The organism is Methylobacterium sp. TK31, assembly GCF_055361545.1.
Map to the genome: position 1 here is coordinate 2,662,459 of NZ_CM143964.1, position 25,621 is coordinate 2,688,079.

Annotated in this window: 24 protein-coding genes; 16 read left to right on the top strand and 8 right to left on the bottom strand. The window is 70.3% G+C overall.

From position 1 onward, the window contains the following. The first annotated feature begins 48 nt into the window (after positions 1-48). The 4 genes from ACXJY8_RS12310 to ACXJY8_RS12325 are packed head-to-tail and all read left to right on the top strand — an operon-like array spanning position 49 to position 4,091. Positions 49-483, top strand: coding sequence for a GlcG/HbpS family heme-binding protein (locus ACXJY8_RS12310; protein WP_463769251.1), 435 nt, complete (start codon positions 49-51; stop codon positions 481-483). A gap of 4 nt (positions 484-487) precedes the next feature. Then, positions 488-2,092, top strand: a complete 1,605-nt coding sequence (locus ACXJY8_RS12315; protein WP_463769253.1) for a peptide ABC transporter substrate-binding protein — start codon at positions 488-490, stop codon at positions 2,090-2,092. Continuing rightward, entirely contained in the window at positions 2,089-3,012 is a 924-nt protein-coding gene (locus ACXJY8_RS12320) for an ABC transporter permease subunit (protein WP_463769255.1), read from the top strand. The genes ACXJY8_RS12315 and ACXJY8_RS12320 overlap by 4 nt, the downstream gene beginning before the upstream one ends. Then, complete coding sequence (locus ACXJY8_RS12325) at positions 3,009-4,091, top strand: ABC transporter permease (protein ID WP_463769257.1); 1,083 nt, start codon at positions 3,009-3,011, stop codon at positions 4,089-4,091. Before ACXJY8_RS12320 ends, ACXJY8_RS12325 begins: the two co-directional genes overlap by 4 nt. On the opposite strand, the gene ACXJY8_RS12330 is transcribed toward ACXJY8_RS12325, so the two are convergent. Further along, entirely contained in the window at positions 4,075-4,332 is a 258-nt protein-coding gene (locus ACXJY8_RS12330) for a hypothetical protein (RefSeq protein ID WP_463769259.1), read from the bottom strand. The genes ACXJY8_RS12325 and ACXJY8_RS12330 overlap by 17 nt on opposite strands. A 131-nt stretch (positions 4,333-4,463) precedes the next feature. On the opposite strand from ACXJY8_RS12330, the gene ACXJY8_RS12335 reads away from it, so the two are divergent. Together ACXJY8_RS12335 and ACXJY8_RS12340 are read left to right on the top strand one after the other, a co-directional pair. Further along, on the top strand, positions 4,464-5,954 hold the full coding sequence (locus ACXJY8_RS12335; protein ID WP_463769261.1) for an MFS transporter: 1,491 nt from the start codon (positions 4,464-4,466) through the stop codon (positions 5,952-5,954). 96 nt (positions 5,955-6,050) lie between these two features. Next, positions 6,051-6,371 (top strand): hypothetical protein, encoded by a 321-nt coding sequence (locus tag ACXJY8_RS12340; RefSeq protein ID WP_463769263.1) that lies wholly within the window; start codon positions 6,051-6,053, stop codon positions 6,369-6,371. 4 nt (positions 6,372-6,375) lie between these two features. Here ACXJY8_RS12340 and ACXJY8_RS12345 read toward each other — a convergent pair whose 3' ends face one another. Beyond that, positions 6,376-6,843 (bottom strand): nucleoside deaminase, encoded by a 468-nt coding sequence (locus tag ACXJY8_RS12345; protein WP_463769265.1) that lies wholly within the window; start codon positions 6,841-6,843, stop codon positions 6,376-6,378. A 234-nt stretch (positions 6,844-7,077) separates the two neighbouring features. Between ACXJY8_RS12345 and ACXJY8_RS12350 the strand changes: the two genes are divergently transcribed. Next, on the top strand, positions 7,078-7,281 hold the full coding sequence (locus tag ACXJY8_RS12350; RefSeq protein WP_463769267.1) for a CsbD family protein: 204 nt from the start codon (positions 7,078-7,080) through the stop codon (positions 7,279-7,281). A 142-nt stretch (positions 7,282-7,423) separates the two neighbouring features. Here the strand turns inward: ACXJY8_RS12350 and ACXJY8_RS12355 are convergent, their stop codons facing one another. Next, positions 7,424-7,888, bottom strand: coding sequence for a hypothetical protein (locus ACXJY8_RS12355; RefSeq protein WP_463769269.1), 465 nt, complete (start codon positions 7,886-7,888; stop codon positions 7,424-7,426). A 607-nt stretch (positions 7,889-8,495) separates the two neighbouring features. On the opposite strand from ACXJY8_RS12355, the gene ACXJY8_RS12360 reads away from it, so the two are divergent. The 3 genes from ACXJY8_RS12360 (at position 8,496) to ACXJY8_RS12370 (ending at position 12,288) form a co-directional block, all read left to right on the top strand. Beyond that, a complete protein-coding gene (locus tag ACXJY8_RS12360) occupies positions 8,496-10,532 on the top strand; it encodes a pseudouridine synthase (RefSeq protein ID WP_463780573.1) in 2,037 nt (678 codons plus the stop codon). Beyond that, positions 10,529-11,086, top strand: coding sequence for a 16S rRNA (guanine(966)-N(2))-methyltransferase RsmD (rsmD, locus tag ACXJY8_RS12365; RefSeq protein ID WP_463769271.1), 558 nt, complete (start codon positions 10,529-10,531; stop codon positions 11,084-11,086). Before ACXJY8_RS12360 ends, rsmD begins: the two co-directional genes overlap by 4 nt. Before the next feature lie 89 nt (positions 11,087-11,175). After that, positions 11,176-12,288 (top strand): spore photoproduct lyase family protein, encoded by a 1,113-nt coding sequence (locus tag ACXJY8_RS12370; protein WP_463780576.1) that lies wholly within the window; start codon positions 11,176-11,178, stop codon positions 12,286-12,288. A 15-nt stretch (positions 12,289-12,303) separates the two neighbouring features. On the opposite strand, the gene ACXJY8_RS12375 is transcribed toward ACXJY8_RS12370, so the two are convergent. Further along, a complete protein-coding gene (locus ACXJY8_RS12375; protein ID WP_463769273.1) occupies positions 12,304-12,699 on the bottom strand; it encodes a winged helix-turn-helix transcriptional regulator in 396 nt (131 codons plus the stop codon). A 76-nt stretch (positions 12,700-12,775) separates the two neighbouring features. Between ACXJY8_RS12375 and ACXJY8_RS12380 the strand changes: the two genes are divergently transcribed. Beyond that, positions 12,776-13,387 carry an FMN-dependent NADH-azoreductase gene (locus tag ACXJY8_RS12380; protein ID WP_463769275.1) on the top strand — a complete coding sequence of 204 codons (612 nt, stop codon included), beginning with the start codon at positions 12,776-12,778 and terminating at the stop codon, positions 13,385-13,387. Here the strand turns inward: ACXJY8_RS12380 and mutL are convergent. After that, complete coding sequence (gene mutL, locus ACXJY8_RS12385; protein WP_463769277.1) at positions 13,384-15,285, bottom strand: DNA mismatch repair endonuclease MutL; 1,902 nt, start codon at positions 15,283-15,285, stop codon at positions 13,384-13,386. The two genes, ACXJY8_RS12380 and mutL, sit on opposite strands and share 4 nt — an antisense overlap. A 96-nt stretch (positions 15,286-15,381) precedes the next feature. Here mutL and ACXJY8_RS12390 point away from each other — a divergent pair, with 96 nt between their 5' ends. After that, the gene (locus ACXJY8_RS12390) at positions 15,382-16,545 is read left to right on the top strand and encodes a glycosyltransferase family 61 protein (RefSeq protein WP_463769279.1); all 1,164 of its coding nucleotides are present in this window, start codon (positions 15,382-15,384) and stop codon (positions 16,543-16,545) included. 4 nt (positions 16,546-16,549) lie between these two features. Here the strand turns inward: ACXJY8_RS12390 and ACXJY8_RS12395 are convergent, their stop codons facing one another. Continuing rightward, positions 16,550-17,566, bottom strand: a complete 1,017-nt coding sequence (locus ACXJY8_RS12395; protein WP_463780579.1) for a KpsF/GutQ family sugar-phosphate isomerase — start codon at positions 17,564-17,566, stop codon at positions 16,550-16,552. Between the two features lie 339 nt (positions 17,567-17,905). Between ACXJY8_RS12395 and ACXJY8_RS12400 the strand changes: the two genes are divergently transcribed. Then, the gene (locus ACXJY8_RS12400; RefSeq protein WP_463780584.1) at positions 17,906-19,558 is read left to right on the top strand and encodes an outer membrane beta-barrel protein; all 1,653 of its coding nucleotides are present in this window, start codon (positions 17,906-17,908) and stop codon (positions 19,556-19,558) included. A gap of 61 nt (positions 19,559-19,619) precedes the next feature. Here the strand turns inward: ACXJY8_RS12400 and ACXJY8_RS12405 are convergent, their stop codons facing one another. Then, positions 19,620-20,216 (bottom strand): AprI/Inh family metalloprotease inhibitor, encoded by a 597-nt coding sequence (locus ACXJY8_RS12405; RefSeq protein WP_463769281.1) that lies wholly within the window; start codon positions 20,214-20,216, stop codon positions 19,620-19,622. Between the two features lie 686 nt (positions 20,217-20,902). Here ACXJY8_RS12405 and ACXJY8_RS12410 point away from each other — a divergent pair. Continuing rightward, the gene (locus tag ACXJY8_RS12410; protein WP_463769283.1) at positions 20,903-21,739 is read left to right on the top strand and encodes a DUF2778 domain-containing protein; all 837 of its coding nucleotides are present in this window, start codon (positions 20,903-20,905) and stop codon (positions 21,737-21,739) included. 181 nt (positions 21,740-21,920) lie between these two features. Further along, positions 21,921-22,190: a DUF6894 family protein gene (locus ACXJY8_RS12415; RefSeq protein WP_463769285.1), complete on the top strand. Its 270-nt coding sequence runs from the start codon at positions 21,921-21,923 to the stop codon at positions 22,188-22,190. 98 nt (positions 22,191-22,288) lie between these two features. Here the strand turns inward: ACXJY8_RS12415 and ACXJY8_RS12420 are convergent, their stop codons facing one another. Further along, positions 22,289-22,570, bottom strand: coding sequence for a hypothetical protein (locus ACXJY8_RS12420; protein ID WP_463769287.1), 282 nt, complete (start codon positions 22,568-22,570; stop codon positions 22,289-22,291). Between the two features lie 438 nt (positions 22,571-23,008). Between ACXJY8_RS12420 and katG the strand changes: the two genes are divergently transcribed. Beyond that, entirely contained in the window at positions 23,009-25,330 is a 2,322-nt protein-coding gene (gene katG, locus ACXJY8_RS12425) for a catalase/peroxidase HPI (RefSeq protein WP_463769289.1), read from the top strand. Positions 25,331-25,621: the final 291 nt, after the last annotated feature.

The window sequence follows — 25,621 nt, forward strand, 5'->3', positions numbered from 1 at the left end:
GCCGGGTTAGTCGAGGGGCACGCCCGCTCGAAAAAACCCGGAGCCCCGATGTCCGACCTCACCCTCGCCGCTGCGCAGACCATCGTCGCCACCGCCCTGGAGACCGCCCGCGCCCACAAGCTGAAGCCGCTGGCGGTGGTGGTCTATGACGCGCGCGGCGCCCTCAAGGCCATGGGCGCCGAGGACGGGACGTCGCTCCGCCGGGCCGAGGTGGCCATGGGCAAGGCCAATGGCTGCCTCGCCCTCGGCCTCGGCGGCCGGGCGATCCACAAGCGGGCCGAGGAGCAGGCCTATTTCGTCGCCGCTGTCAGCCACCTCGTCGGCCCGGCCGCCCTCGTGCCGGTGCCGGGCGGGGTGCTCATCCGCCGGGGCGAGGCCGTGATCGGCGCGGTCGGCATCTCGGGCGACACCTCGGACAACGACGAGCTCTGCGCCGTCGCCGGCATCGAGGCGGCGGGGCTCACCGCGCAGACCGGCGCCTGAGGCGATGCCGCGCCCGCATCGGCGGCACTGGCTCGTCGGCGGTGCGGCGCTCCTGGCCGCCGGCGGCCTCGGCCGGGCCGCGGCCGCGCCGGCCGATCTCTATCGGCGCGGCAACGATGCGGACCCCGAGACCCTCGACCCGCACAAGTCCTCGACGGTGGCCGAGGCGCATATCCTGCGCGACCTCTACGAGGGCCTGCTCACCTACGACAATCACGGCGCGATCATCCCGGGGGCGGCCACCGCCTGGACCGTGTCCGAGGATCGCCTGACCTACGACTTCACCCTGCGCGCCGACGGGCGCTGGTCGAACGGCGACCCGGTCCGGGCCGGGGACTTCGTCTTCGCCCTCCGGCGCATCCTCGCCCCCGCCACGGCGGCGAAATACGCCGAGGTCCTGTTCCCCCTGAGGAACGCGCGGGCCGTCAACCAGGGGGCGCTGCCGCCCGAGGCCCTCGGCGTGGCGGCCCCGGACGAGCGGCGCCTCGTGCTGACCCTGGAGCAGCCGACGCCGTACCTGCTCGAACTCCTGACGCACCAGACCGCGCTGCCGGTGCATCCGCCCTCGCTGGCGCGCCACGGCGACGCCTTCGCCAAGGCCGGCAACAGCGTGACGAACGGCCCCTACCGCCTGCGCGAGGTCGTGCCGAACGACCGCATCACCCTGGAGCGCAACCCGCATTTCCACGCCGCCGCCACGGTGACGATCCCGCAGGTCGCCTTCCTGCCGACGCCGGACCTGTCGAGCGCGGTCCGGCGCTACGCGGCCGGCGAGATCGATTCCCTCGCCGACCTGCCGGGCGACCAGATCGCCTCGCTCCAGGCGCGCTTCGGGAGCCAAGTGGTGCTCGGGCCCTCGCTCGGCCTCTACGCACTCGCGGTGAACACCCGCAAGGCGCCCTTCGACGACCTGCGGGTGCGGCGCGCCCTCTCGCTGGTCATCGACCGCGAGTTCCTGGCCCAGAAACTCTGGGGCGGGACCATGGACCCGGCCTATTCGCTCTGCCCGCCCGGCCTCGACCATTACCGCACCCCGCCGGAGACCGCCGGGCGCGAGGCGCTGCCGATCGACCGCGAGGACGAGGCCCGGGCGCTGCTGGCGGCGGCCGGCTTCGGCGAGGGCCGGCGGCCCCTGCGCGTCGAGTACCGCTTCAACACCAGCGACAACAACCGCAACACCGCGCTCGCCATCGCCGACATGTGGCGCGGCATCGGCGTCGTGTCCCGCTTCGTCTACACCGACGCCAAGACCCACTTCGCCTACCTGCGCGACGGCGGCGACTTCGACGTGGCGCGCATGTCCTGGATCGCCGACTATTCCGATCCGCAGAACTTCCTGTTCCTGCTGGAGAGCGGCAACGACGGGCTCAACCCGGGCCACTACAGCAACCCGGCCTACGACGCCCTGATGCGCCGGGCGGCGGACGAGCGCGACATCGCCCGGCGGGCCGACCTGCTCCACGAGGCCGAGACCATCGTGGTCACCGAGCTGCCCTGGATTCCGGTGATGCACACCCGCTCGAAGGCCCTGATCGCCCCGCGCCTGTCGGGCTACCACCCGAACCTGCGCAACGCCGCCCCGACGCGCTTCCTGAGGCTGGGCGCGTGATCGGCTTCGTCCTGCGCCGCCTCGCCCAGGTGATCCCGACCCTGTTCGCCGTGGTCACCGCGAGCTTCTTCCTGATCCGGCTCGCGCCGGGCGGTCCCTTCGACCTGGAGCGGCCCCTGCCGCCGGCCGCCATGGCCAACCTCGCCCGGGTCTACGGCCTCGACCAGCCCCTCGGCGTCCAGTACCTGCGCTATCTCGGCGCCCTGCTCACCGGCGATTTCGGGCCCTCGTTCTCCTTCCGCGACCTCACCGTCGGCGAGCTGTTCGCCCGCGGGCTGCCGGTCTCGATGACGCTCGGCGCCCTCGCCCTGGCGCTCGCCCTCGGGCTCGGCATCGGCCTCGGCGCGCTGGCGGCCTTCCACCGGGGCAGCGCCCTCGACCGCCTCGTCGGCCTCACCGCCGGCCTGACCCTGGCGGTGCCGACCTTCGTGGTGGCGCCGCTGCTGCAGATCGTCTTCGGCCTGACCTTGCGCTGGCTCCCCGTCGGCAGCTGGGAAAACGGCGCGCCGGCCAACCTCGTGCTGCCGGTGGTCACCCTGGCGCTGCCCCAGGTCGGGGCGCTGGCCCGGCTCACCCGCGCCGCCCTGGCGGAGGTGCTGGCGGCCCAGCCGGTCCGGACCCAGCGGGCCATGGGCCTGCCGCCCCACCGCATCGTCCGCCACGCCCTGCGCGGGGCCCTGCTGCCGGTGGTGGCGATCCTCGGGCCGACGGCGGCCTCGCTGCTGACCGGCTCGGTGGTGGTCGAGACCATCTTCGGCCTGCCCGGCATCGGCCGCTACTTCGTCGACGGGGCGCTCAACCGCGACTACACCCTGGTGATGGGCACAGTGGTGCTGGTGGCGCTCTTCGTCATCGCCCTCAACCTCCTGGCCGACCTCCTCTCCGGCCTCCTCGACCCGCGCCTGCGGGCGGCCCGGTGAGGCGCGCCCTCGGGCGCCTCGCCCGCAACCGGGGCGCCCTGGCGGCCCTCGCCGTGCTGGCGCTGGTCGCCCTCGCCTGCCTCGCCGGACCCCCGCTCACCGGGCACGATCCGGGGCGGATCTACCCCGACCTCGTGCGCACGGCGCCGTCGCTGCGGCCTCATCCGCGGCCCGAGGCCATCGCCCCGGCCCTGGAGCGCCTCGCCTTCCGGATGCGGGTGACGGCCGAGGACATCCGGGTCGCGGACGGGCGGCTGCACGTCACCCTGTCGGCGCGAGACCCGATCAACGAGCGGGCGCTGAGCTACCTGCCCCGCTCGGACCTGTTCGGCCCCGCCACCGTCGTGGCGCGGGAGGCGGAGGGGCGCCGCCTCGTGGTGGAGGTGCCGGTGCGGCGGCTAGTCTTTCCCCTCGGCACCGATGGGCTCGGGCGCGACCTCCTCAGCCGCAGCCTCGTCGCCGGCCGGGTCTCCCTGCTGATCGGCCTCGTCGCCACCGGCGTCGCCCTCCTCATCGGCGTCACCTACGGCGCGGTGGCGGGCTATGCCGGCGGCCGGGTCGACGCGGTGATGATGCGGTTCGTCGACGTGCTCTACGCACTGCCCTTCGTGTTCTTCGTGATCATGCTGCTGGTGTTCTTCCGGGCCGGGCTGGGGCTGATCCTGATCGCCATCGGCGCCGTGGAATGGCTCGACATGGCCCGGATCACCCGGGCGCAGACCCTGTCCCTGCGCCAGCGCGACTTCGTGCGCGCCGCCGAGGCGCTGGGCCTCTCGGCGGCCGCGATCCTGCGGCGCCACATCGTGCCGAACACCCTCGGGCCGGTCACGGTGGCGGCGACGCTGCTGGTGCCGCGGGTGATCCTGCTGGAGAGCTTCCTCTCCTTCCTGGGTCTCGGCGTGCAGGAGCCGGCCACGAGCTGGGGCGCCCTCATCGCGGAAGGCTCGCGCGCCATCGAATCCGCGCCCTGGATGCTCGCGGCCCCGGCCGGGTTCCTCGTCGCCACCCTGGTCGCCCTGAACGTGCTGGGCGACGGCCTCGCCGAGGCTCTCGACCCGCGCCTCAGCGCGGACCGGTGAGTCCGGGATAGACCACGCGGACCACGCGCCGCTCCTCCGGGATCTCCGAGACCGGGCGCCCCTTGGCGTCCCGCGCCGGGATCGCGTCCGCCGCCTCCACGTCGCTCGGCCGCAGCCGCCAGGGATCGGGGGGGCGCGCCGCCGCGCCGCGTCCGGCCTCGGCGGCGGCGGCGGGCCCGAGGCCGAGGGCGGTCAGGGCGAGGAGCAGTGCGGGGGACACGCGAAACGGGGAGGGAGACATCGGCGGAGCGTCCGGAAGAGCCCGTCGAGTTCAGCCGAGATCACTTAACCTTTGCGCGAAGCTTGGCGGAACCGCCGGGCGTCGCGCCGGATTGCCAACAACTGTCGTACAGCACGGTTAACGAGGACTCGATGGCAACCAGGGCCGTGGCGGAACGGGGAAGCGGCGCGTCGGGCTCGACGCCGGAGCGGGTCCCGATGGGCAGCGTGATCGACACCGACATCTCCGCCCGGCTCGACCGCCTGCCCTGGGGGCGCTTCCACGTCCTCGTCATCGTGGCTCTGGGCATCACCTGGGTGCTCGACGGTCTCGAAGTCACCCTCGCGGGCTCCCTCGTGGGCGCGCTGCGGGCCGAGCCCATGAGCTTCACCGAATTCGACATCGGCCTCGCGGCGAGTTCCTACCTCGTCGGCGCCGTCACCGGAGCGCTCGGCTTCGGCTGGCTCACGGACCGCATCGGCCGCAAGAAGCTGTTCTTCATCACCCTGGCACTCTACCTCGCCGCCACCGCCGCCACGGGCCTGTCCTGGAATATCTACAGCTTCTGCCTGTTCCGCTTCCTGACCGGCGCGGGCATCGGCGGCGAATACACCGCCATCAACTCGACGATCCAGGAACTCGTCCCCGCCCGCGTGCGCGGCTGGACCGATCTCGTGATCAACGGCTCGTTCTGGATCGGCGCCGCGATGGGCTCGTTCCTCTCCATCGTCGTCCTGCGCCCGGGCATGATCGACCCGGCCTGGGGCTGGCGCATCGCCTTCTTCGTCGGCGGCGGCATCGGCCTGATCATCCTGCTGCTGCGCACCTGGATTCCCGAGAGCCCGCGCTGGCTCGCCACCCACGGCTACGTCGCCGAGGCCGACCGGGTCGTCACCGCCATCGAGAAGCGCTTCACCGACGAGGGCCACACCCTGCCGCCCATCGACGAGAGCAGGCGCATGAAGCTGAGGACCCGCAGCCATACGCCCCTCAAGGAGGTGTTCGGCACCATGCTGGTCGGCCATCGCAAGCAGACCCTGGTGGGGCTCGCCCTGATGGTGGCGCAGGCGTTCTTCTACAACGCTCTGTTCTTCACCTACGCCCTGGTTCTGCAGCGGTTCTACAACGTGCCGGGCGACCATGTCGGCTGGTACCTGCTCCCCTTCGCCCTGGGTTCCTTCCTCGGCCCGCTGCTGCTGGGGCGCCTGTTCGACACCATCGGCCGCCGCCCGATGATCGCCTTCACCTACGGCATCTCGGCGATTCTGCTGGCGATCACCGGCTACCTGTTCAAGATCGACGTGTTCGGCCCGGTCGGCCAGACCGCGGCCTGGATGGTGGTGTTCTTCTTCGCCTCGGCGGCCGCCAGTGCGGCCTACCTCACGGTGGCGGAGACCTTCCCCCTCGAGATCCGGGCGCTGGCCATCGCGGTGTTCTACGCGCTGGGCACCGGCATCGGCGGCGTCTCCGGCCCGCTGCTGTTCGGCGCCCTGGTGGAGACGGGCTCGCGCGACAACGTCCTGATCGGCTACCTCGTCGGCGCGACCCTGATGGCGGTGGCGGCCATCGTCGGCGGATTCTTCGGCACGGCGGCGGAGGGGAAGTCTCTGGAAGACGTCTCGAAACCTTTGGCGGCCGCCTGAAAACCCGGCGTTTCGCGCCGGCAAAGCTTGAAACCACCGGGGATGGTCCGGGTTGGTGACGCACGGATCGTGTCACCTCCAACCCGGAAGGACCTCATGCGGATCATCCCCACCACGCGCGCGCTGGTCCTGGCCAGCGCCCTCCTCGCCAGCGCGTCCGTGGCGCTTGCCCAGGGCAATGCCCCCGCCGAGATCAAGCAGCCCGGTCCGCCGCGCATGACGGCGCCGGGGGTCGTCGGCGAGCCGGTGGTGAAGCCCGGGGGCGTCGACAATGGCGGCCCGGGCTCGATCGGTACGATCGCCCCGGGGGCCACCGGCGCCTCCAGCGTCTCGAACAATTCCGGCGCCTCCGGCAATGCCGAGCAGAACCAGAAGCCGATCGGCAACACCGGCGGCGGGGGCGGCGGCGGCAGCTGAGCGCTCAGGCCTCGCGCCGCTCGGCGAAGAAGGCCCGCAGCAGGGCGGCGGCCTCCCCCTCCCGGAGGCCGCCATAGACCTCCGGGCCGTGGTGGCAGGTGGGCTGGTTGAAGAAGCGCGGACCGTTCTCCACCGCCCCGCCCTTCGGGTCCGAGGCGCAGAAGTACAGGCGCCGGATGCGGGCGAACGAGATCGCGGCCGCGCACATGGCGCAGGGTTCGAGGGTCACGTAGAGGTCGCAGCCGCTCAGGCGCTCGTCGTCCAAAGCTCGGCAGGCGGCCCGGATCGCCAGGATTTCCGCATGGGCGGTCGGATCGCGCAGGGCGCGGGGACGATTGTGCGCCACCGCGACGACCGCCCCGTCCCGCACGATCACCGCGCCCACCGGAACCTCGCCCTCCCCCGCCGCCCGGCGCGCCGCCGCGAAGGCGAGGCTGAGGGGATCGGAGGCGGGCGGATCGGTCTCTGGCATCGGGCGAAATCCTGACGATCGATCCGCGATCCTTGAGCGCCGCGCCGCCGCGGCGCAATGGGCCGCCGGCCCGACAGAGTTCGACGGTGGCCGCGTCGCCACCCCGCGCCGGGGACGGCACGCCATCACGAGGATGTTAAGCGCCGGAACATCGCCGGGGCGAGGCCGTTGGGATGGGCAATGCGGCACGGTGGACCCCACGCCGACCGCCAACCCGAAGACGAGGAGCGCACGATGAGCAGCACCACCGACAAGATCAAGGGTCTCGCCAACGAGGCCGTCGGCAACGTCAAGCAGGGCATCGGCAACATGACCGATAACGACAAGCTGAAGGCCGAGGGCAAGGCCCAGGAGCTGAAGGGCGAGACCCAGAAGACCGTCGGCGACGCCAAGGACGGCGTCAAGAATGCCGCCGACACGGTCAAGAGCAAGCTCTAAGCATCGCGGCCCGGCGTTCGACGCCGCGGCGAGCGGAACGGCAAAAGGCGGCGCGAGCCGCCTTTTTTCGTGTCTGATGCCTGGATTCACCAAACCCGCGGCCCGTGCGCGCGGGATCACTCGCAACAGCGCCCCTGCTCTGTTATGGGGCAGGCATGACCGACAAGACTGACGATACGATGGGCGGGTCCGAGGACGCGCCTGCCAAGACCTCCCGTTCGAAGGCAAAGGCCTCGTCGAAGACGGCCTCACCGAAGAGCAGCGCGACGACGCCCGCCGCAGCGGCGGCCGAGACGCCGGCGCGCAAGGCTGCCAAGGCCGAGGCGGAGACGAGCGTGCCTGCACGCGCAACGGCCTCCGCCACGAAGTCTTCCGAGACCAAGGCTTCAGAGACCAAGGCTTCCAAGGGGAAGACGTCCGAGGCGAAACCTTCGAAGATCGAGGATTCGAAGGGCAAGGCTTCGAAGGGCAGGGCTTCGAACGGCAAGACTTCAGAGTCCGAGGCTTCGGAGTCCAAGTCTTCGAAGGGTAAGGCTGCCTCCGCGAAGGACGATGCCACCGAGATTGCGGTCTCCAAGAGCGAGCCGTTGAAGGCCAATTCGGCCAAGTCGAAGACCGCGAAGGTCGAGACCGCCAAGACCGAGACTGCCAAGACCGAGCCTTCCGAGACCGCGACTACCAAGACCGAGCCTGCCGAGGCGACGGCGCCTAAGGCCGCCTCCGGCAAGTCGAAATCCGTGTCGCGCGCGCCCGCGGCGGCCGTGTCCGAGGCGCCGGCCAAGACGGTCAAGGCCGCGCCGGTGGAGGCCAAAGCTGGCAAGGCCAAGTCCGAAAATGCCAAGTCGACTGAGGCCAAGTCGACCGAGGCCAAGTCCGGCAAGGACACGTCCGTCGAGGCCGAGCCGGTGAAGGCCGAGGCCAAGCCGGCGAAGGCGTCCAAGACTCCGGAATCCAAGACTTCGGAATTGAAGACTTCGGAATCCAAGACGTCCGCAGCCGAGGCCCCCGCATCCGCCGCGGAACCGTCCGTGGCCGAGCCTGCGGCCAAGCGCGCCAAGGCGAAGCCCGTCGCGGCTTCGGCGCCGGAGCCAGAACGCTCCGAGCCGGCATCGTCCGAACGCAAGCCGGTCCCGCCCGAGCCCTGGGCCCCGGCGACCGATGCCGGCATTCCCGGCCCGTCGGCCGAGGAGAAGCCCAAGGTCCGGCCCGCCGCCATGCCGCGCGGCGGCGATGCGCCCCTGCGCCGCAAGACGGCCCTGGCCAAGCCCGCGCCGAGGCCCGAGGCCGCCGCCGACGGGCCGGCCCGCGACGAGGGCACGCCCGAGGGCGACCGCATCGCCAAGGCCATCGCCCGCGCCGGCATCGCCTCGCGCCGCGACGCCGAAGCGATGATCGAGCAGGGCCGCGTCACCCTCAACGGCAGGGTCCTGACCTCGCCGGCGATCAACGTGACCCCCGACGACCGGATCACCGTCGACGGCGAGCCGCTGCCGGCCCGCGAGCGCACCCGCCTGTGGATCTACCACAAGCCCCGCGGCCTCGTGACCACGGCGCGCGACCCCGAGGGTCGCCAGACCGTCTTCGACAACCTGCCCGAGGACCTGCCCCGCGTCGTCGCCATCGGCCGGCTCGACATCAACACCGAGGGGCTCCTGCTCCTGACCAACGACGGCGGCCTCGCCAAGGTCGTGGCCCACCCGGATACCGGCTGGCTGCGCCGCTACCGCGTGCGCGCCCACGGCGATACCACCCAGGCCGAGCTCGACAAGCTGCGTCGCGGCGTGACCATCGACGGCATGGATTACGGCCCGGTGGAGGCGACCCTCGACCGCGCCTCCGGCGACAACCTCTGGATCACGCTGGGCCTGCGCGAGGGCAAGAACCGCGAGGTCAAGCGCATCCTCGAGCATCTCGGGCTCGCGGTGAACCGCCTGATCCGGCTCTCCTTCGGGCCGTTCCAGCTCGGCGATCTCGAGGCGGGCCTCGCGGAGGAGATCCGCACCAAGGTGCTCAAGGAGCAGCTCGGCCCGGCCCTCTCGGAGCAGGCCGGCGTCGATTTCGAGAGCCCGGTGCGCGAGCCGATCGCGCCCTTCGGCTCGCCCAAGCAGCAGGCCAAGCAGCCCGCCCGCAGCGCCTCGGCCGCCCAGCGCCGGGACACCCGCGGCTACGACGACGAGGCCCTGCGCGGGGGCGGTCGCCCGATAGCGCCGGCCAAGCCCGTTCGCGTGCCCACCGGCGGCAACAGCGCCGGCCCGCGCCGCTCCGTGTGGCGCGCCGAGGACGAAGCCCGTCCCGAGGACGCGCCGCGCCGGGTCAAGATCCCGCGCCGGGGCGCCGATCCGAAGGCCGAGCGCGAGGCCGCCGCCTCCCGGGGGCGCGAGCGCGTCGGTGCCATCAGCACCGGCGAGCGCCGGGTGCTGGTCGAGCGCCTGAAGTCGTCTCCGCAGGAGGCCGCCGCCGAGCCGCATCGCCGCGACAGCGCCGTGCGCCGTCGGAGCGATGAGACCGCCCCCCGCGAGAACCGCGCCCCCCGCGCCGAGGCGCAGGCCCGCCCCTTCCGGCAGTCCGACGATCGTGCCTCGGGGCCTCGCCCCTCCGGTGACCGGCCCGCCCGCAGCTTCGGCGGCGAGGGCCGACCGCCGCGTCGGGACGACGACCGTCCGCGTGGGAACTTCCGCTCGCAGGACGGTGCCGAGCGTCGCGGCCCGCCGCGCGGGAGCCAGGACGGCGCCGAGCGCCGTGGTCCCCCTCGCGGGAGCCAGGACGGCGCCGAGCGCCGTGGTCCCCCTCGCGGGAGCCAGGACGGCGCCGAGCGCCGTGGTCCCCCTCGCGGGAGCGAAGACCGGCCGCGCGGCCCCTTCCGCAGCAACGCCAACCGCGCCGAAGGCGGCGAGGAGCGCGGTGCCCGTCCGGCCTCCCGCGGCGCCCCGGCCCGCGACGGCTTCCGCAACGACAAGCCCAGCGGCTTCCGCGGCAACGACCGCCCCGGCACCGAGCGCGGCGGCTTCAAGGGCGGCGCCCCCCGCCAGGACGGCGAGCGTGGCGGCTACAAGGGCGCCCGCCCGGATGGCGATCGCGGCGGCTTCAAGGGAACCGGCAAGCCCGGCGGTGGCTTCAAGGGCGGCGGCAAGCCGGGCGGGTCGGGCAAGCCCGGCGGCTTCGGCAAGCCCGGCGGCTTCAGCCGCGGCGGTTCCGGCGGCGGCAAGCCCGGTGGCGGCGGCGCCCGTCCGCCCCGCGGTGGAAGCCGGTGAGGATCGTCGGCGGCGATCATCGCGGTCGCCGCCTCGCCACGCCGAAGACCGACGCCATCCGGCCGACCTCGGACCGCCTGCGCGAGGCGATCTTCAACGTCCTCGCCCATGCCTATGACGACGCCGTCGCGGGGGCCCGGGTGCTCGACCTGTTCGCCGGCACCGGCGCCCTCAGCTTCGAGGCCCTGTCCCGCGGAGCGTCCTACGCCCTCCTGGTCGACGAGGGCGCCGAGGCCCGGGCGCTGATTCGCGAGAACATCGAATCCTTCGGCGCCGAAGGATCGACCCGCCTGTTCCGGCGCGACGCCACGCGGCTCGGTCCGGCCGGCACCAGCGGCACCTTCACCCTCGTGTTCTGCGATCCGCCCTACAACCGCGATCTCGCCGCGGCGGCCCTGGCCAGCGCGGCGGCTGGCGGCTGGCTCGCGCCCGGCGCCCTGGCGGTCGTCGAGGAATCCGCGAGCGTCCACGTCGCGCTCCCGGCCGGGTTCACCGAGCTTGAACGCCGGGTCTACGGCGACACGGCCCTCGCCTACGCGCGCTACGCCGCCTGAGACACGACCTCGACGCGACCCTCCTGGTATACGGGCGCGACCCGCGCGCGCGCTCCGGACCCCGACGACGGCCGGTGCGTTCACCCGAAATGGTCCTCGCCGAAGCCCGAACCGATGCCCCGCCGGTCGCTCCCGACCCGCGCCCCGCCCGCCTCTGGCGCCCGCGCCGCGTCCTCGTCACGCCCGCCGCCCTGGACTACGACCACGGCCGCGCGATGGTCGCCCGCGCCGAAGCCCTCGGCCTGCCGGTGGAGCGTCTTCCCGCCAACCGTCTGACAGGATTGCGCAATCCGGATCCGCGCGTGGCCTATCGCGAGGCCAAGGCCACCCTCGCCATCGTCGTCGCCCCGCCGACCAAGCTGAAACTCCAGCCGATTCCACCGAGTGCCGACTGGCGCTTCGACCTCGCCGAGGGCTGCCCGGCCCATTGCCAGTACTGCTACCTCGCCGGCTCGCTCTCGGGCCCCCCGGTGACGCGCGCCTACGCCAATCTCGACGCCATCCTCGACAACCTCCCGGCCTATCTCGGCCAGGGCGCCGTCACCTCCGCCCAACCGACCCGTGCTCAGGAAGGCACCACCTTCGAGGCCTCCTGCTACACCGACCCCCTCGGCATCGAACATCTGACCGGCTCGCTCTCCGCTGCCATCACCCGTTTCGGGGCCTGGGATGCGCCAGTTCAGCTGCGCTTCACCACGAAGTTCGCGGCAGTCAAGTCCTTGCTGGACCTTCCACATCGCCGCCGCACCCGCATCCGTTTCTCGGTGAATGCGCGCGCCGCCGCCCGCTACGAGGGCGGAACCAGCAGCCTCGACGCCCGTCTCGCGGCCCTTCGAGCCATCGCGGAGGCCGGCTATCCCGTCGGCCTCACCATCGCGCCGATCCTGCCCGTACCAGACTGGGAGGCCGCCTATTCCGGTCTGATCCAGGATGCCGCTACGGCGCTGACCGGCGTGAAGAACCTCGATCTCACGGCCGAACTCATCACCCATCGATTCACGCCCGGCTCGAAGGAGGTGCTGCAAACCTGGTATCCAGGTTCAGATCTGCCGATGCAGGAGACAGACCGCAGCCGAAAGATGACGAAGTTCGGCTCCCTCAAATATGTCTACCCGCGCGACCTCATGCAGGCGATGCGTCTGTCGATTACCGAGAACCTTACGCGTTACCTTCCGCAGGCCAAGGTACTCTACTGGACCTGAAACGACACTGCGATCTCAGCCTTCTCCAGGTCCGTCGAAGCGAATGCGAGCGTCCTGAATGGCCGGAAGGTTCGCGAACGCCCAGGACCCCAGGGCCTGGACCGGCTTCTGCAGGGACCGGCCGAGGTCCGTAAGCGCATACTCCACGCGAGGTGGAATCGTTGGATAGACGGTGCGCGAAACGAGGCCGTCGCGCTCGAGTCCACGCAGCGTGAAGGTCAGCATCCGTTGCGAAACGCCCCCGATCATCCGCTTCAATTCATTGAAGCGCCGTGGGCCGTCGGTCAGCGTCATGACGACGAGAATCGTCCATTTGTCACCGATCCGCGACAGCACCGTTCCGACGGCTCGGCAATCGCCGTGGTTGTGCGGTTGCGTGGACTCGGTTCCCTCGGTGTGCCCCGGTTCCACGAATGTGCCTCCTTGCGCCGGCGTCCCTGCAATTCTCTATAGCGCCCCGGTACACTTCTGATACCGGGAACCGATCATGAAACTCCTTCACGTCGACGGAAGCATCCTGGGCGACCATTCCGTCAGCCGCACGGTGTCGGCGGCGATCGTCTCGCATCTCAGGAAGGGGAACCCCGATCTGGATGTCAGCTATCGCGACCTTGCCGCCACGCCTATTCCGCACCTGTCAGGAGCGTATCTCGCCGGCCAGCAGCCGAACGCGACGAACGCACCGGACATCCAGCACGACGTCGAACTCGGTCGCACCGTCCTCGCCGAATTCCTCGCAGCCGATATCGTGGTGATCGGCGCTCCGCTCTACAATTTCACGATCTCCTCGCAGCTCAAGGCTTGGATCGACCGGATCCTCGTGGCCGGCCAGACCTTCAAGTACACGGAGAACGGACCGGTCGGCCTCGTCCCTCAGAAGCGGGTGATCGTCGCCGTCGCCCGCGGTGGGCTCTACGAAGCGGATTCGCCGAACGCCGCGGCCGAACATGCCGAAACCTACCTGCGGGTGGTCTTGAGCTTCATCGGCGTCACCGAACCTGAGGTGATCGTCGCCGAGGGTATCGCGCTGGGCCCGGAAGCCCGGCAGAAGGCCCTCGACGGAGCCCTGCAGGCTGCCTCGAACCTGCCCGCAGCCTAGCGACGCCCGAACAGCCGCTCGATATCGTGGAGCTTGAGTTCCACGAAGGTCGGGCGGCCATGGTTGCAGGTGCCGGCGAGGGGCGTCGCCTCCATCTCGCGCAGGAGGGCGTTCATCTCCTCGGGGCGCAGGCGTCGACCCGCTCGGATCGAGCCGTGGCAGCTCATCCGCGACAGGATCGCATCCAGGCGCCGGCCGAGGGGCCCCCCCCCTTCGTCGGTGCCGTCCGGGCTGCCGTCCTCGAGTCCACTTTCGCTGAGTGCATCGAGGATATCCTCGACGAGGTTCCGGGTCGAGGCACCGGCGAGGATGGAGGGAACCTCCCGGACTAGAACAGCGCCGCTGCCGAAGGGCTCGAGCGTCAAACCGAGGCGGTCGAGGTCCGGCGCGGCGGCCACGAGGCGCTCCGCGTCCCCGGGAGGCAAGTCGATGACATCGGGGATCAGCAGCCCCTGCCGGGCGATGCCGCCGCCCGCGCGTTCCCGCTTCAGTCGCTCGTAGACCAGACGCTCATGGGCCGCGTGCTGGTCGACCAGCACGAGCCCATCCGTGGTCTGGGCCACGATATAGGTCTCATGCAGCTGCGCCCGGGCCGCACCGAGCGGGTGAGCGACATCCTCCGAACGCTCCCGCTCAGGACGGTAATCTACCGACGGTGCCGTGATGTCATGCTCGAACTCAGCCTGCGCCGACTCGGCCAGTCCGGCAAACGCCGAAGCCCGGGGGATCGCCGGGCGGTACTGGCTCGGGGCCGAAACGGATGGGGTGTAACGAGAGTGGTGCTGCAGGATGTTCGGGTAGGCGGTCGCAGCGGACTGCGCGGTAAGCCCTGCTGGACGCAGGGCATCCAGGGTCCGGGCCATACCGGTGGTCGAACCGCGCAGGCCGGCTTGGCGCAGAGTCTCATGGATCGCGCTGACGATCAGGCTACGGACTAGGCCCGGATCGCGGAAGCGGACCTCCGTCTTGGCCGGATGTACGTTTACGTCGACCAGCGACGGGTCGCAGTGGATCGCGAGAGCGAGGACCGGATGGCGGTCGGAGCTCATGGTATCGGCATAGGCGCCTCGTACCGCACCGAGCAGAAGCCGGTCGCGAACCGGCCGGCCATTCACCGTGAAGTGGATCTGATTGGCGGCCCCCCGGTGGAAGCTTGGCAGTCCGATATGCCCGGAGAGGGCAAAGCCCTCGCGGGCCATGTCGAGGGCGAGAGCGTTCGCTCCGAAATCGGGACCGAACACCCCGGTCAGCCGGCGCAGTGTAGCGGAGGGTCCCGTGTCGGCTTCCGCCGGAAAGACAAGAGGCGTTCCGCTCTCGGAGCGGAGCACCAGACGGATCTGCGGCTGCGCGACGGCGAGGCGACGCAGAATGTCACCGACCGCCGCCGTTTCGGCTCTGTCGGACTTGAGGAATTTCAGGCGTGCCGGCGTGGCGGCGAAAAGATCACAAACCTCGATGCGCGTGCCTTTCGCGCTCGGTGCCGGCCGAACCTCACCCTTGACGCCGGCATCGACGGTCAACGTCACGCCGGTGTCCGCTTGCGCTGTACGACTGGTGAGAGTGAGGCGCGCGACGGCACCGATGGAGGGGAGCGCCTCACCCCGGAAGCCCAGTGTCTCGATGCAGGTCAGATCGCCGCCCGGGAGTTTCGAGGTTGCATGCCGTTCGACGGCGAGCGCCAAGTCTGTGGCATCCATGCCGGCGCCGTCGTCGACCACGCGGATCAGGCGTCGGCCGCCGCTCTCAAGCGAAACCTCGATGCTTCGCGCGCCCGCATCGATCGCGTTCTCCACGAGTTCCTTGACCGCCGAGGCGGGTCGCTCCACCACCTCGCCCGCCGCGATGCGGTCGACGAGGATCGGATCGAGGCGGCGGACGGGGCGAGGTGGCGTGAGCATGCGGAGGCAACTATAGGTGCGCCCAGACCCGGCCGAAAGGCCATGCGAAGCCCCTAATCGCTGGCACCGGCCGTGCTGGATCGTCGACCTGTCGCGTTGACCCGAACGGCCGGCGGTTCCCGCGCACAGGATGACGCCACCTTACATCATGATCCGAGGACCTGTTCGCGCGTGAGACCCAAGCTTCAGCGTTGCCGCACAGTCTGGGGACGTACCGAACACCGCGACACCCTGCCGGCTCTCCGCACCGAGAAGAACGCCATCTATCAACCGGCGGCCCCGGATGGGAGTTGGGCGCTCTGTGACGCCGCCGGGACAATCATCGAGTTCGGCGCCAACCCGATGCTGACGGACGTCGTCGATCAGGCCGACGATCGCCCGACCCTCTTCATCGGTCCGCTGATCACCCATTATGGCCATTTCCTGCTGGGTACCTTCGCGCGCCTCTGGCCGCTGCTGAATTGGACAGGGCCGAAGCCCCGGCTCCTCTGCTACGCGGAGGGACCGCTGGACGCGTTGCACGCCAAATGGTCCACGCTTCCGTTCCTCGCGGACATCCTGAGTCGCTTCGATCTGGGTATCGACGATCTCGTCACCTTCCAGGAGGTGACGCGGATCCCCGAACTGTTGATCCCCGAGCCCTGCGTGAAGGAGCAGGACTTCACCTACGCGATCTACGGCACGCTCACCCGTTTCGCCGGAGAAGCATTCTACGACCGGTCCGCCGTCGATCAGGAGAAGCGGCCCGTCTACCTGTCGAAGGCGCGATTGGCGTCGGGGATTTCGCGGCTGCGCAACGAGGACGCGTTGTGTGATGCCCTGGCTCGGCAGGGCGTCGACATCGTCTTTCCCGAGACCCTGCGCTTCCCCGAACTCGTCCGCCTGCTTTCCGAGCGGTGGATGGTGCTCGGAACCGCGGGATCGGCGTTTCACACCGCCGTGTTCGCGGCTCCGAACCGGCGCATCTTGGCTCTGAACTGGACACCGCCGATCAATGCCAACTTTCTCCTGCTCGATGCCCTGAATGGCACGCGAGCCCGCTATTATTTCGTTCCCGGAAGCACGATCGGAGACGAGCCCGGCTTCCATTTCGGCTGGTCCATTCCCGACCCGGAGGCGGTCGCCGCGGAGATGCTGGAGCGGGTCCGGACCTTCGTAACCCTTGACGCCCGCGATGCGGCGGAGGACGCGGCTCGGTGGCGAGCCAAGTGGATCCCGGGCTGGAGGCCGGTCCAGCGCTGGCTCGATCGCCGGACCTGACCGCTCAGGCGACGCCCGAGCGTAGCAAGTCGTGGTAGTGCACGAGGCCGACCGGATGTTCGTTGTCGACGACGATCAGCGCCGTGATCTTCATCGATTCCTGAATTTCCAAGGCCTTCGCCAGCAGGGTCTCGGGGGATACCGTCCGAGGCTTTCCGCTCATCAGCGCTTCGACGGCGAGGCTGTCGAGGTCGCTGCGGAAGACGTTCCGACGCAGATCGCCGTCGGTGAGAATTCCCGCCAGGCGCCCGTCGGCCTCTACGACGACCACCGAGCCGAACCCCTTCGCATCGATCTCGGCGATGGCCGCGCGCATCGGCGTTCCGCGCGGAACGACCGGCAACTGGGAACCGGTGTGCATGACCTCGCGGACCTGGCGCAGCGACGCGCCGAGCCGACCGCCGGGATGGTAGATACTGAATTCCCGCGCCGAGAAACCGCGGGCCTCCAGAAGGGCGATGGCCAGGGCGTCGCCGAGCGCGAGTTGCATGGCCGTCGAAGTCGTCGGGGCCAGACCGTTCGGGCAGGCCTCGCGCGCCTTCGGCAGCGCGAGACAGATGTCGGACTCGCGGCCCAGGGTCGACGTGCGGTTGGACGTGATCGCGATGAGCCCGACCCGATAGCGTCGGGCATAGCCGATGATGTCGGCGAGTTCGGTGGTCTCACCCGACCACGACAGCGCCACCACGACATCCTCGGGCTGGATCATGCCGAGGTCGCCATGGCTCGCCTCGGCGGGATGGACATAGAGTGCCGGTGTGCCGGTCGATGCCAGGGTCGCGGCGATCTTGCGTCCGATATGGCCCGACTTGCCCATTCCGGTCAGGATCGCGCGCCCCTTGGCCTGAGCGATACGCGAAACCGCCTCCGTGAACGCAGTGCCGAGTCCATTGCCGATGGACTCCATCAGGCAGGCGAGCCCTTCGCGTTCGGTCTCGATGGTTCGCAAGGCCGATGCGACCGCGGGCGAAAGCGTCGTTTCGGCTGGGCGCAAGGCCTGCGCGGAATCTACTGGAGCCATACCGCCCCACGTCCTTCTCATAAGATCGCGGATCTGTGAGCCGCAAAAGCCGACTGCCTATGAACAGCGATTGTGGTCGGATGGCGACTCCGGCGGCCTCGCCGATGCCGGTCGCCTCCCGTTGACGCCCCATTAACCGTGCCGGTTGTAGGCCTGTTAACTATGGCGTCCAGGCATCCTCGCAGGGGGATGCCGCGGCGTCGTCCGCCGCGCGTTTCCGCCGGCGGTCCAGGTCTCGCAGCGCCGGGTTCGGCGCGAAGGTCAGCCGAAAGACGTCGATCCGTGACATGCGCAGGGCCGACCGCAGGATGGCGCTTCCGAAGCCTTGGTGGCTTGGCGGTGATCGCTGCGATCACACTGCCGGTGCAGCCGGCGTATGCCCAAGCCACCCCTTCGGACACGGCCGGCGGGACGTCCGAGACCGCGGGCGTCGGTGATGTCCAGCCTCTGGGCCCGAGCCTGCGCGGAAGCAGCGCCTCCGGCAGTGCCGTCCTCAGCAGCAGCGGTAGCGCGACCGGCGGCGAGACGACGGGCGGGGGCGGCCTCGCGACCCGTGCGCTCTCAGGGAGCCGCTCGGGCAGCGCGCTGACATCGGGCAGCGGCAGCGGCGCCAACAATCGCGGCCTGACCAGTATCCTGCGCCTACGGGCGATACCGCCGCGTCGGTTGGGAAGCGCCACGGTCCAACCGGTGCGGTCGATCACGCAGGTGCCGCCCTACGACCTGCGCCTGACGCCGGTGGTGCGCAGTGCCGTGAGCGGCGTACCGCTGCCGACGATCCTGCCGCTCGCCGGGGTGCAGACACCGGGCTTCTTCCTCTCGACGGCGCTGCGCCGGCCGATCACGATCGACGAGGCCTACGCCCCGCTCGGCATCAAGGTCGGGACCTTCACGATCCTGCCGGCGATCCAGCAGAGCATCGGCTACGACACCAATCCGGACCAGATCACCAACCGGCTGGCCAAGCCTTCGCTGGCGCTTCGGACCGACGGCGAGTTGAGCTTCCGCAGCGACTGGTCGTCGAGCGAACTCACCGGCGATCTGCGCGGCGGCTACGTCGATTTTCCCGATAACCAGGGGGCGAGCCGCCCCAACGGCGCCGGCGTGACCCGGCTGCGGATCGATGCGAACCGCGATACGCGGATCGAGGTCGAAGGCCGATTTCTCTTGGAAACACAACGCACTGGTACGCCCGACCTGGCGGCCGCGACGGCGACCCGGCCGCTGGTCGCGAGCTACGGGACGACGGTCGGGGTCACCGAGCGGTTCAACCGGGTGCAGGTGTCGCTGCGGGGCCTGCTCGACCGCTCGGAATTCGAGGATGCGCAGCTCTCCGACGGCACCATCCTGCGCCAGAGCGACCGCAACCTGAACCAGTACGGCCTGCAACTGCGGGCGGGTTACGAGATCTCGCCGATCATCACCCCGTTCGTGGATGTCCTGGCCGATACGCGCGTCTACGACACCCGCGTGGATTCTGCGGGAATACGGCGGGACTCGGATGGCATTACGCTCTCGGGCGGTGCGACCTTCGCGCTGACCCGGTTCGTCACCGGCGAAATCTCCGCCGGTCTTCAGCATCGCAGCTATGTCGACCCGAGTCTGCGCGATCTGACCGCGCCGGTCGTCAGCGCGGGGCTGATCTGGAGCGCGAGTCCGCTCACCACCGTCCGGCTGAATGCCGCCACCGGCGTCACCGAGACGTCGGTCCCGGGTTCGAGCGGTGTCCTGACACAGACCGCGACGCTGGAAGTCCAGCACGATCTCCTGCGCAATCTCTCGCTGACCGGCGGCTTCAGTTATCTGTCGAACGACTATGACCGGGTGAACATCACCGAGCGCGGTTTCTCCGCGACGGCCCGGCTCGACTATCGCTTCAACCGCTGGCTGGCGATGCGCGGGAGCTACATCTACCAGCGTCTCGACAGCACGGCGGCCGGTTCGAGCTTCCACGCGAACACGTTCCTGCTCGGCCTGCGCGTCAATCCGTGACGCGCAGGGCCGTTTTTTGCCCGCGGTATACCGAGAGGGTCGCGGAGAGGTCGCGCGGTTTTCAGCGCACCATCGCGAGCGACGCGCCGGATTTCGACAGCGCGCCGTCGAGCGCCCCGCCGCCCTGGCGCAGGCGGGCCGCGACGGTGCCGCCGGGCTGGTAGAGATAGACCTCGCCGTCGCGGTAATCCCAGGCGGTGACCTTGGAGAGGTCCTTGTTCGGGCAGCCCGAGGCGCTGGCCTTGTAGAGATCGAGGGCGGGGGCGCTCGACAGGGAGACCTTGCAGCTCGCGCCGGTGGCGTCCTTGGCGTTCCAGGTGCCGACCACCGAGGAGCGGCCGCTGGCCACCACCGGCGGCGGAGGCGGCGCGACCGGGGCCGGCTCCGGCGCGATCACCGGCGTCGCGGGGGCGACGGCGACGTTGGCGCCGACGGGCGGCGCCAGCTCGGCCGGGGCGGCGGAGGCACCCGGCGGCGGGGCGAGGGGCTCCGAGGTGACCGGACCGGACGGCATGGCCGGCACGACGGGCTCCAGGGCCGCCTGGGGTCCCGGGGCGAGGCGGCCGCGGGTCGGACCTTCGAGGCGCTGGGAGGCGCAGGCGCCGAGACCGGCGGCGAGCGCGAGGACGGCAGCTGTCGACAGGAGCGAACGCGGCATCGATGACAAATTCCGAGCAGGAGCGGGATCGGGGCCTGGAATCCCCGGTTCGAGCCTGCGTCACCGGCAATTGCGCTGGCGGCAAGGCATCGCCCGCGGCCCATGCGGGTTTTGGGGGGACGGCCAAGGATTTGGCGGCCGGTGTGGCGTTCGTGCCGCACGGGGTCTCGGCGGCGCCGGTCCGCGCCTTTTCGGGAGAGCCACAGGCGCCCCTCCGGGCGGCATGGGTCGGAGCGCGAGGCGCGTGGCCCGGGCGCCGGTCCGGGCGCAATGTGGCGACAATCGAGCGAACGTCGTCGGATCGATCCTCATCTGTGATCGTCAGTAGATCGGCGAGTCTTCGAGGCGGTGTCCAGTTTCGGCACAATCCGGCCGTAGAAACGCCGAGTCCACCCGGTGGAATCGCATCCCGACGGCCGACGGATTCGGAAGCCGCCAGCCGCACCCGGGATGGTGCGGAACGAAGGGCCGGCATCTGCGCCGGTCCCGTGGAGCGGATGGCGCCGAGCATGGCTGAAGCTGCCGAGAGATCCCCGCCCACGCCGTCGTCGCGGCCTGCCCTCCGTGGTCTCCTCGCGGCGGCGCTCCTGCTCGGCGGCGGAGCCGGTGGACTCGCGCTCTGGTCCCGAGCGCCGGTCGAAGGCCCGCCCGCGACGGTCGAGACAGCCGCGCATGCGCCCGCGCCGGTGCAGCCGCAAACCCCGGCACCCGGGGAGACCGAGGCCGAGAGCGGTGCCAATTTCGCGCTGAGGGCCCCCGAGGAGGGCCCGGCGGCCGAGAGCCTCGCGGCGGCCCCATCGGAGGCGGTCGCCGAAGCGGCGCTCGCCCCGGCCCCGGCGGAGGCTCCGCCGGCCCCGGTCGATCCGACCACGGCGACGCCCCCCCTCACCGCGCGGTGGGTGCCGCTGCCCGTGCCGCGCCCGCCGGAATTCCGGGCCGGGCGGCTGACCGCGCGGGCGCCGCGCGCGCTTCCGGCCCGCACCACCAGCGCCGCGCCGCCGCCGGAGGACACGCGCTCCTTCATCGAGAAGCTGTTCGGGGTCGAGAGCCCGGAGCCGCCGCGGCTCGCCTACGCCGCCCTGGAGACGAAGCCCGTCGACAACGTCTTCCGCCAGGCCCTGAGCGCCCTCCCGCCCAGCGGAGCGGGCGGGGTCGCCGTCTACGATATCCGTGCCAAGGTCGTGACCCTGCCGAACGGCGAGAAGCTCGAGGCCCATTCCGGCCTGGGCGAGGCCATGGACAATCCCGGCCACGTGCATGTGCGCATGAAGGGGCCGACGCCCCTCGGCACCTACGACATCCGCGAGCGCGAGCAGCCCTTCCACGGTGTCCGCGCCCTGCGCCTGACGCCGGTGGGCGGGCCCGAGGCCGTCCACGGCCGTGTCGGCCTCCTCGCCCACACCTACATGCTGGGCCCGAGCGGGGCCTCGAACGGCTGCGTCTCGTTCCGCGATTACGAGAAGTTCCTGCAGGCCTATCTGCGCGGCGAGGTCCAGCGCCTCGTCGTGGTGGCGGGGGGATAGGATCACCCCCTACTCAATGTCGGTCGGGTATCCGACACAAAAGGGGGGGCGCCGAAGTTTTCACACGCGCCCCGATGCGGTCACGCAAGTAATCGCGTAGGGTCCTCCGGTCGCGGCCCTGGTTCGGCGTTCCGCGCTTGAGAGACAGAGCGTGCTCCCGCCTCGATGCGTGGAGAGCGCTATGCCTCGCTACTACTTCGATATCTATGATGGGATCTTCCGGCTGGACGAGGACGGCGTCGAGTGCGTCGATTTCGACGAGGTCCGCCGCGAGGCCAAGCGCACCCTGCCCGAGATCGCCCGGGACTTCCTGCCCGAGGATGGCGACCACCACGCGATCACCTGTCGCGTGCGGGACGAGCGCAACGAGACGGTCTACACGGCCACCCTCATCTTCCACGGCTTCAGCACGCGCGCGGAGGACCTCTGCACGCGCGCCGGGGAGCGGTGATCCGCGCCGCAGAACAGGACGGTTCCCGGGCCCGGCTCAGGGCAGGGCCTTTGCACAGGCGATGATCTTCGACACGTGCCAGGCCCGCACCCCGACCATCAGCACACAGAAGGCCGCGAGGGCGCCGAAACGCGACCAGGCGGGCTTCGCCGGGCGTCCCGCCGTGCAGACATCGCGGTTGCGACGAAGAGGAAGACCGCCACGGGCACCCACGGGCTGACCGGCTCGTCCGCGAACCCTGATGGATGGCCGTGGACGTCCCATTGCATGGGAATCCGGCCTTCCGGGACGCTGCCGCTGCTGAGATGACGGATCGCCGCGAGGATCAGCAGCGTCGCCAGGGATGCGACGAGGCCGAGCACGCGAAACATCTGGGTCATGGTCCGCTCTCGATCCCGGACGCGGCGCGATTCAGCGAGCTTCTCGGAAGAAGCCCGATGCTGGGTGACGGCCGGAAACGTCCGGGATGGCTGGATCGCCGCCCCTTCGCTTCGCGGCGGATTCGCGGTGAAGGGGGCGTCGCGGTCCCGGTCGTGCCCCGGCGCATCGGACGCGACCGTCTTCCTAGCATCGAATCGGACCCCACGTTTCGCATCGCGCAAACGTGAGACGGTTGTTCCAAGGCGTGCCGGCACCCCCCGGGCCTCGCGGGGGGTGCCGGCACCTTGATTTCCACCGGAGCTGCCAAACTTCGCTCGTAGTGACGGGGCGCGAGCCTTGCTTGCGCATGAGGCATTGCCCGCTTCACGACGCTGTCGGGAACAGGCAGGCCGCCCGATCCGTCCGATGGCGCCGGCCCTGCGGCGAGGGAAACGTTGATGAACGACATGACGATCGACAAGACGAATACCCAATCGTACCCGATGGAAGGCAAGTGCCCCTTCGGCGGCGATCGCATCGGCGGGGCCCAGGGCAGCCGTCCGACCCTCGAGAACTGGTATCCGCATCGCCTCAGGGTCGAAGTCCTGCACCAGAACGGGCTGGCAGCCGATCCGCTCGGACCGGATTTCGACTACGCCGCGGCGTTCCGGGCGATCGATCTCGACGCCCTCAAGAGCGACATCAAGCAGTTCCTGACGTCGTCGGTGGCCTGGTGGCCGTCGGATTACGGCAATTACGGCCCGCAGATGATCCGCATGGCCTGGCACTCGGCCGGCACCTACCGCATCGCGGACGGGCGCGGCGGGGCCGGCACCGGGATGCAACGGTTCGCGCCGATCTCGAGCTGGTGGGACAACGGCAACACCGACAAGTCGCGCCGCCTCCTGCAGCCGATCAAGCACAAGTACGGCAACGCGCTGTCCTGGGCCGACCTGATGGTGCTGACCGGCAACTGCGCCCTGGAGATCATGGGCCTGCCGACCTACGGCTTCGCCGGCGGGCGCCTGGACGCCTGGGAGGCGGACGACGCCACCTACTGGGGCCCCGAGGTCGTCGAGATGGGCTCGGTGTCGAGCTTCGACGAGATGGTCAACCGCGACCAGCGCTGGCGCGGCAAGAACGGCGACGCCGACTACGACCTGGAGAACCCGCTCGCCGCCTCGCACCAGTCGCTGATCTACGTGAACCCCGAGGGGCCCTACGCGAATGGCGATCCGCAGGGGTCCGCCAACGACATCCGCGTCACCTTCAGCCGCATGGCCATGAACGACGAGGAGACCGTCGCGCTGATCGCCGGCGGCCACGCCTTCGGCAAGAGCCACGGCATGACCCCGGCCAAGGAGATCGGACCGCCGCCGGAGATGGCGCCGATGGAAGCGATGGGCCTGGGCTGGCACAACCCGAAGGGCAGTGGTTCGGGCAAGGACACCATGACCAACGGCATCGAGGGCAGCTGGACCCCCGATCCGACCAAGTGGGACAACGCCTACCTGGAAAACCTCTTCAAGTTCGACTGGGAGCAGACCAAGAGTCCCGCCGGCGCCCTGCAATGGACCCCGAAGGACCCGAACGCACCGAAGACCCCCGACGCCCACGTCGCGGGGCAGATGCATCCCCTCATGATGATGACCTCCGACATCGCCCTGAAGGTCGATCCGGAGTACCGCAAGGTCTGTGAGAAGTTCCTGCACGACTTCGACGCCTTCACCCAGGCCTTCTCGAAGGCGTGGTACAAGCTCACCCACCGCGACATGGGGCCCAAGCACCGCTACCTCGGCCCGGAGGTGACGATCGAGGACGGCCTGCTGTGGCAGGACCCGATCCCCGATGCCGCCTACGGCATGGTCGGCGAGGCCGAGGTTTCGGCGCTCAAGCAGGCGATCCTGGCCACCAACGTCACGGTCTCGGACCTGGCCTTCACGGCCTTCTCGGCCGCCGCGACCTACCGCGACAGCGACAAGCGCGGCGGTGCCAATGGCGGCCGGCTCGCCCTCGCGCCGCAGAAGGACTGGGCGGTCAATCGCCGGGCCGCGCCGGTGGTCGAGGCGCTGCGCGGGGTGATGACCGCGTTCAATGCGGGCCGCAGCGACGGCAAGCAGGTCTCGCTCGCCGATCTGATCGTGCTCGCCGGCTGCGTCGCCGTGGAGAAAGCGGCCAAGGATGCCGGGGTCGAGACGGTGGTGCCGTTCACGCCCGGCCGGGTCGACACGAGCCAGGAGCTGACCGACATCGAGATGTTCGAGTGGCTGAAGCCCGTGGTGGACGGCTTCCGCAACTATGTCGACGACGGGTTCGGGGCCATGGCACCGCGCCTGTCGCCGGAGGAGATGTTCCTCGACCGGGCCAACCTGCTGACGCTGACGGCACCGGAATGGGTGGTGCTGACGGGCGGCCTGCGCGCCCTCAACGCCAATCACGACGGATCGAACCGGGGCATCTTCACCGATCGGGTGGGCGTGCTGACGACGGACTTCTTCAAGGCCCTGACCGACACGAACCTGGTCTGGGACAAGGCGGATTCCGCCGGGACGGCCTTCACGCTCAAGGATCGCGACAGCGGCCAGGTCAGGTTCGAGGCCACGCGCAACGATCTCGTCTTCGGCTCGAACGCGCAGCTGCGCAACATCGCCGATGCCTATGCCGGCAGCGACGGTCAGCGCCGGTTCGTCGCGGACTTCGTGCGGGTCTGGGACAAGGTGATGATGCTCGACCGATACGACGTGAAGGGGCACCGCCGCTTCGGACCCATGGCGGCCTGAGCGGCGGCCGACGCGGATCGTCCTCGCCCCCGTCCCGGCGTTCCAGGGGGCGGGGGCCTGCAAGGACGGATCGACGACAAGCGAGGTGGGATCGCCGCGGCGCGTCCCACCGTGCGGTCGGAGCGGCATCACCATCGCGATGCCGCTCCGAGAACAGAGGCCGGAGTGCCCTGCCCGATGCGTTCGGTTCCTGACACGGTATCCGGATGATGGCTTCGGTCAGCCTGTGCGCGCCGGTCTCCCTCTCCTGACAGGAGAGGGTTGGGGAGAGGTGTGGTCCATCTCCGGAAA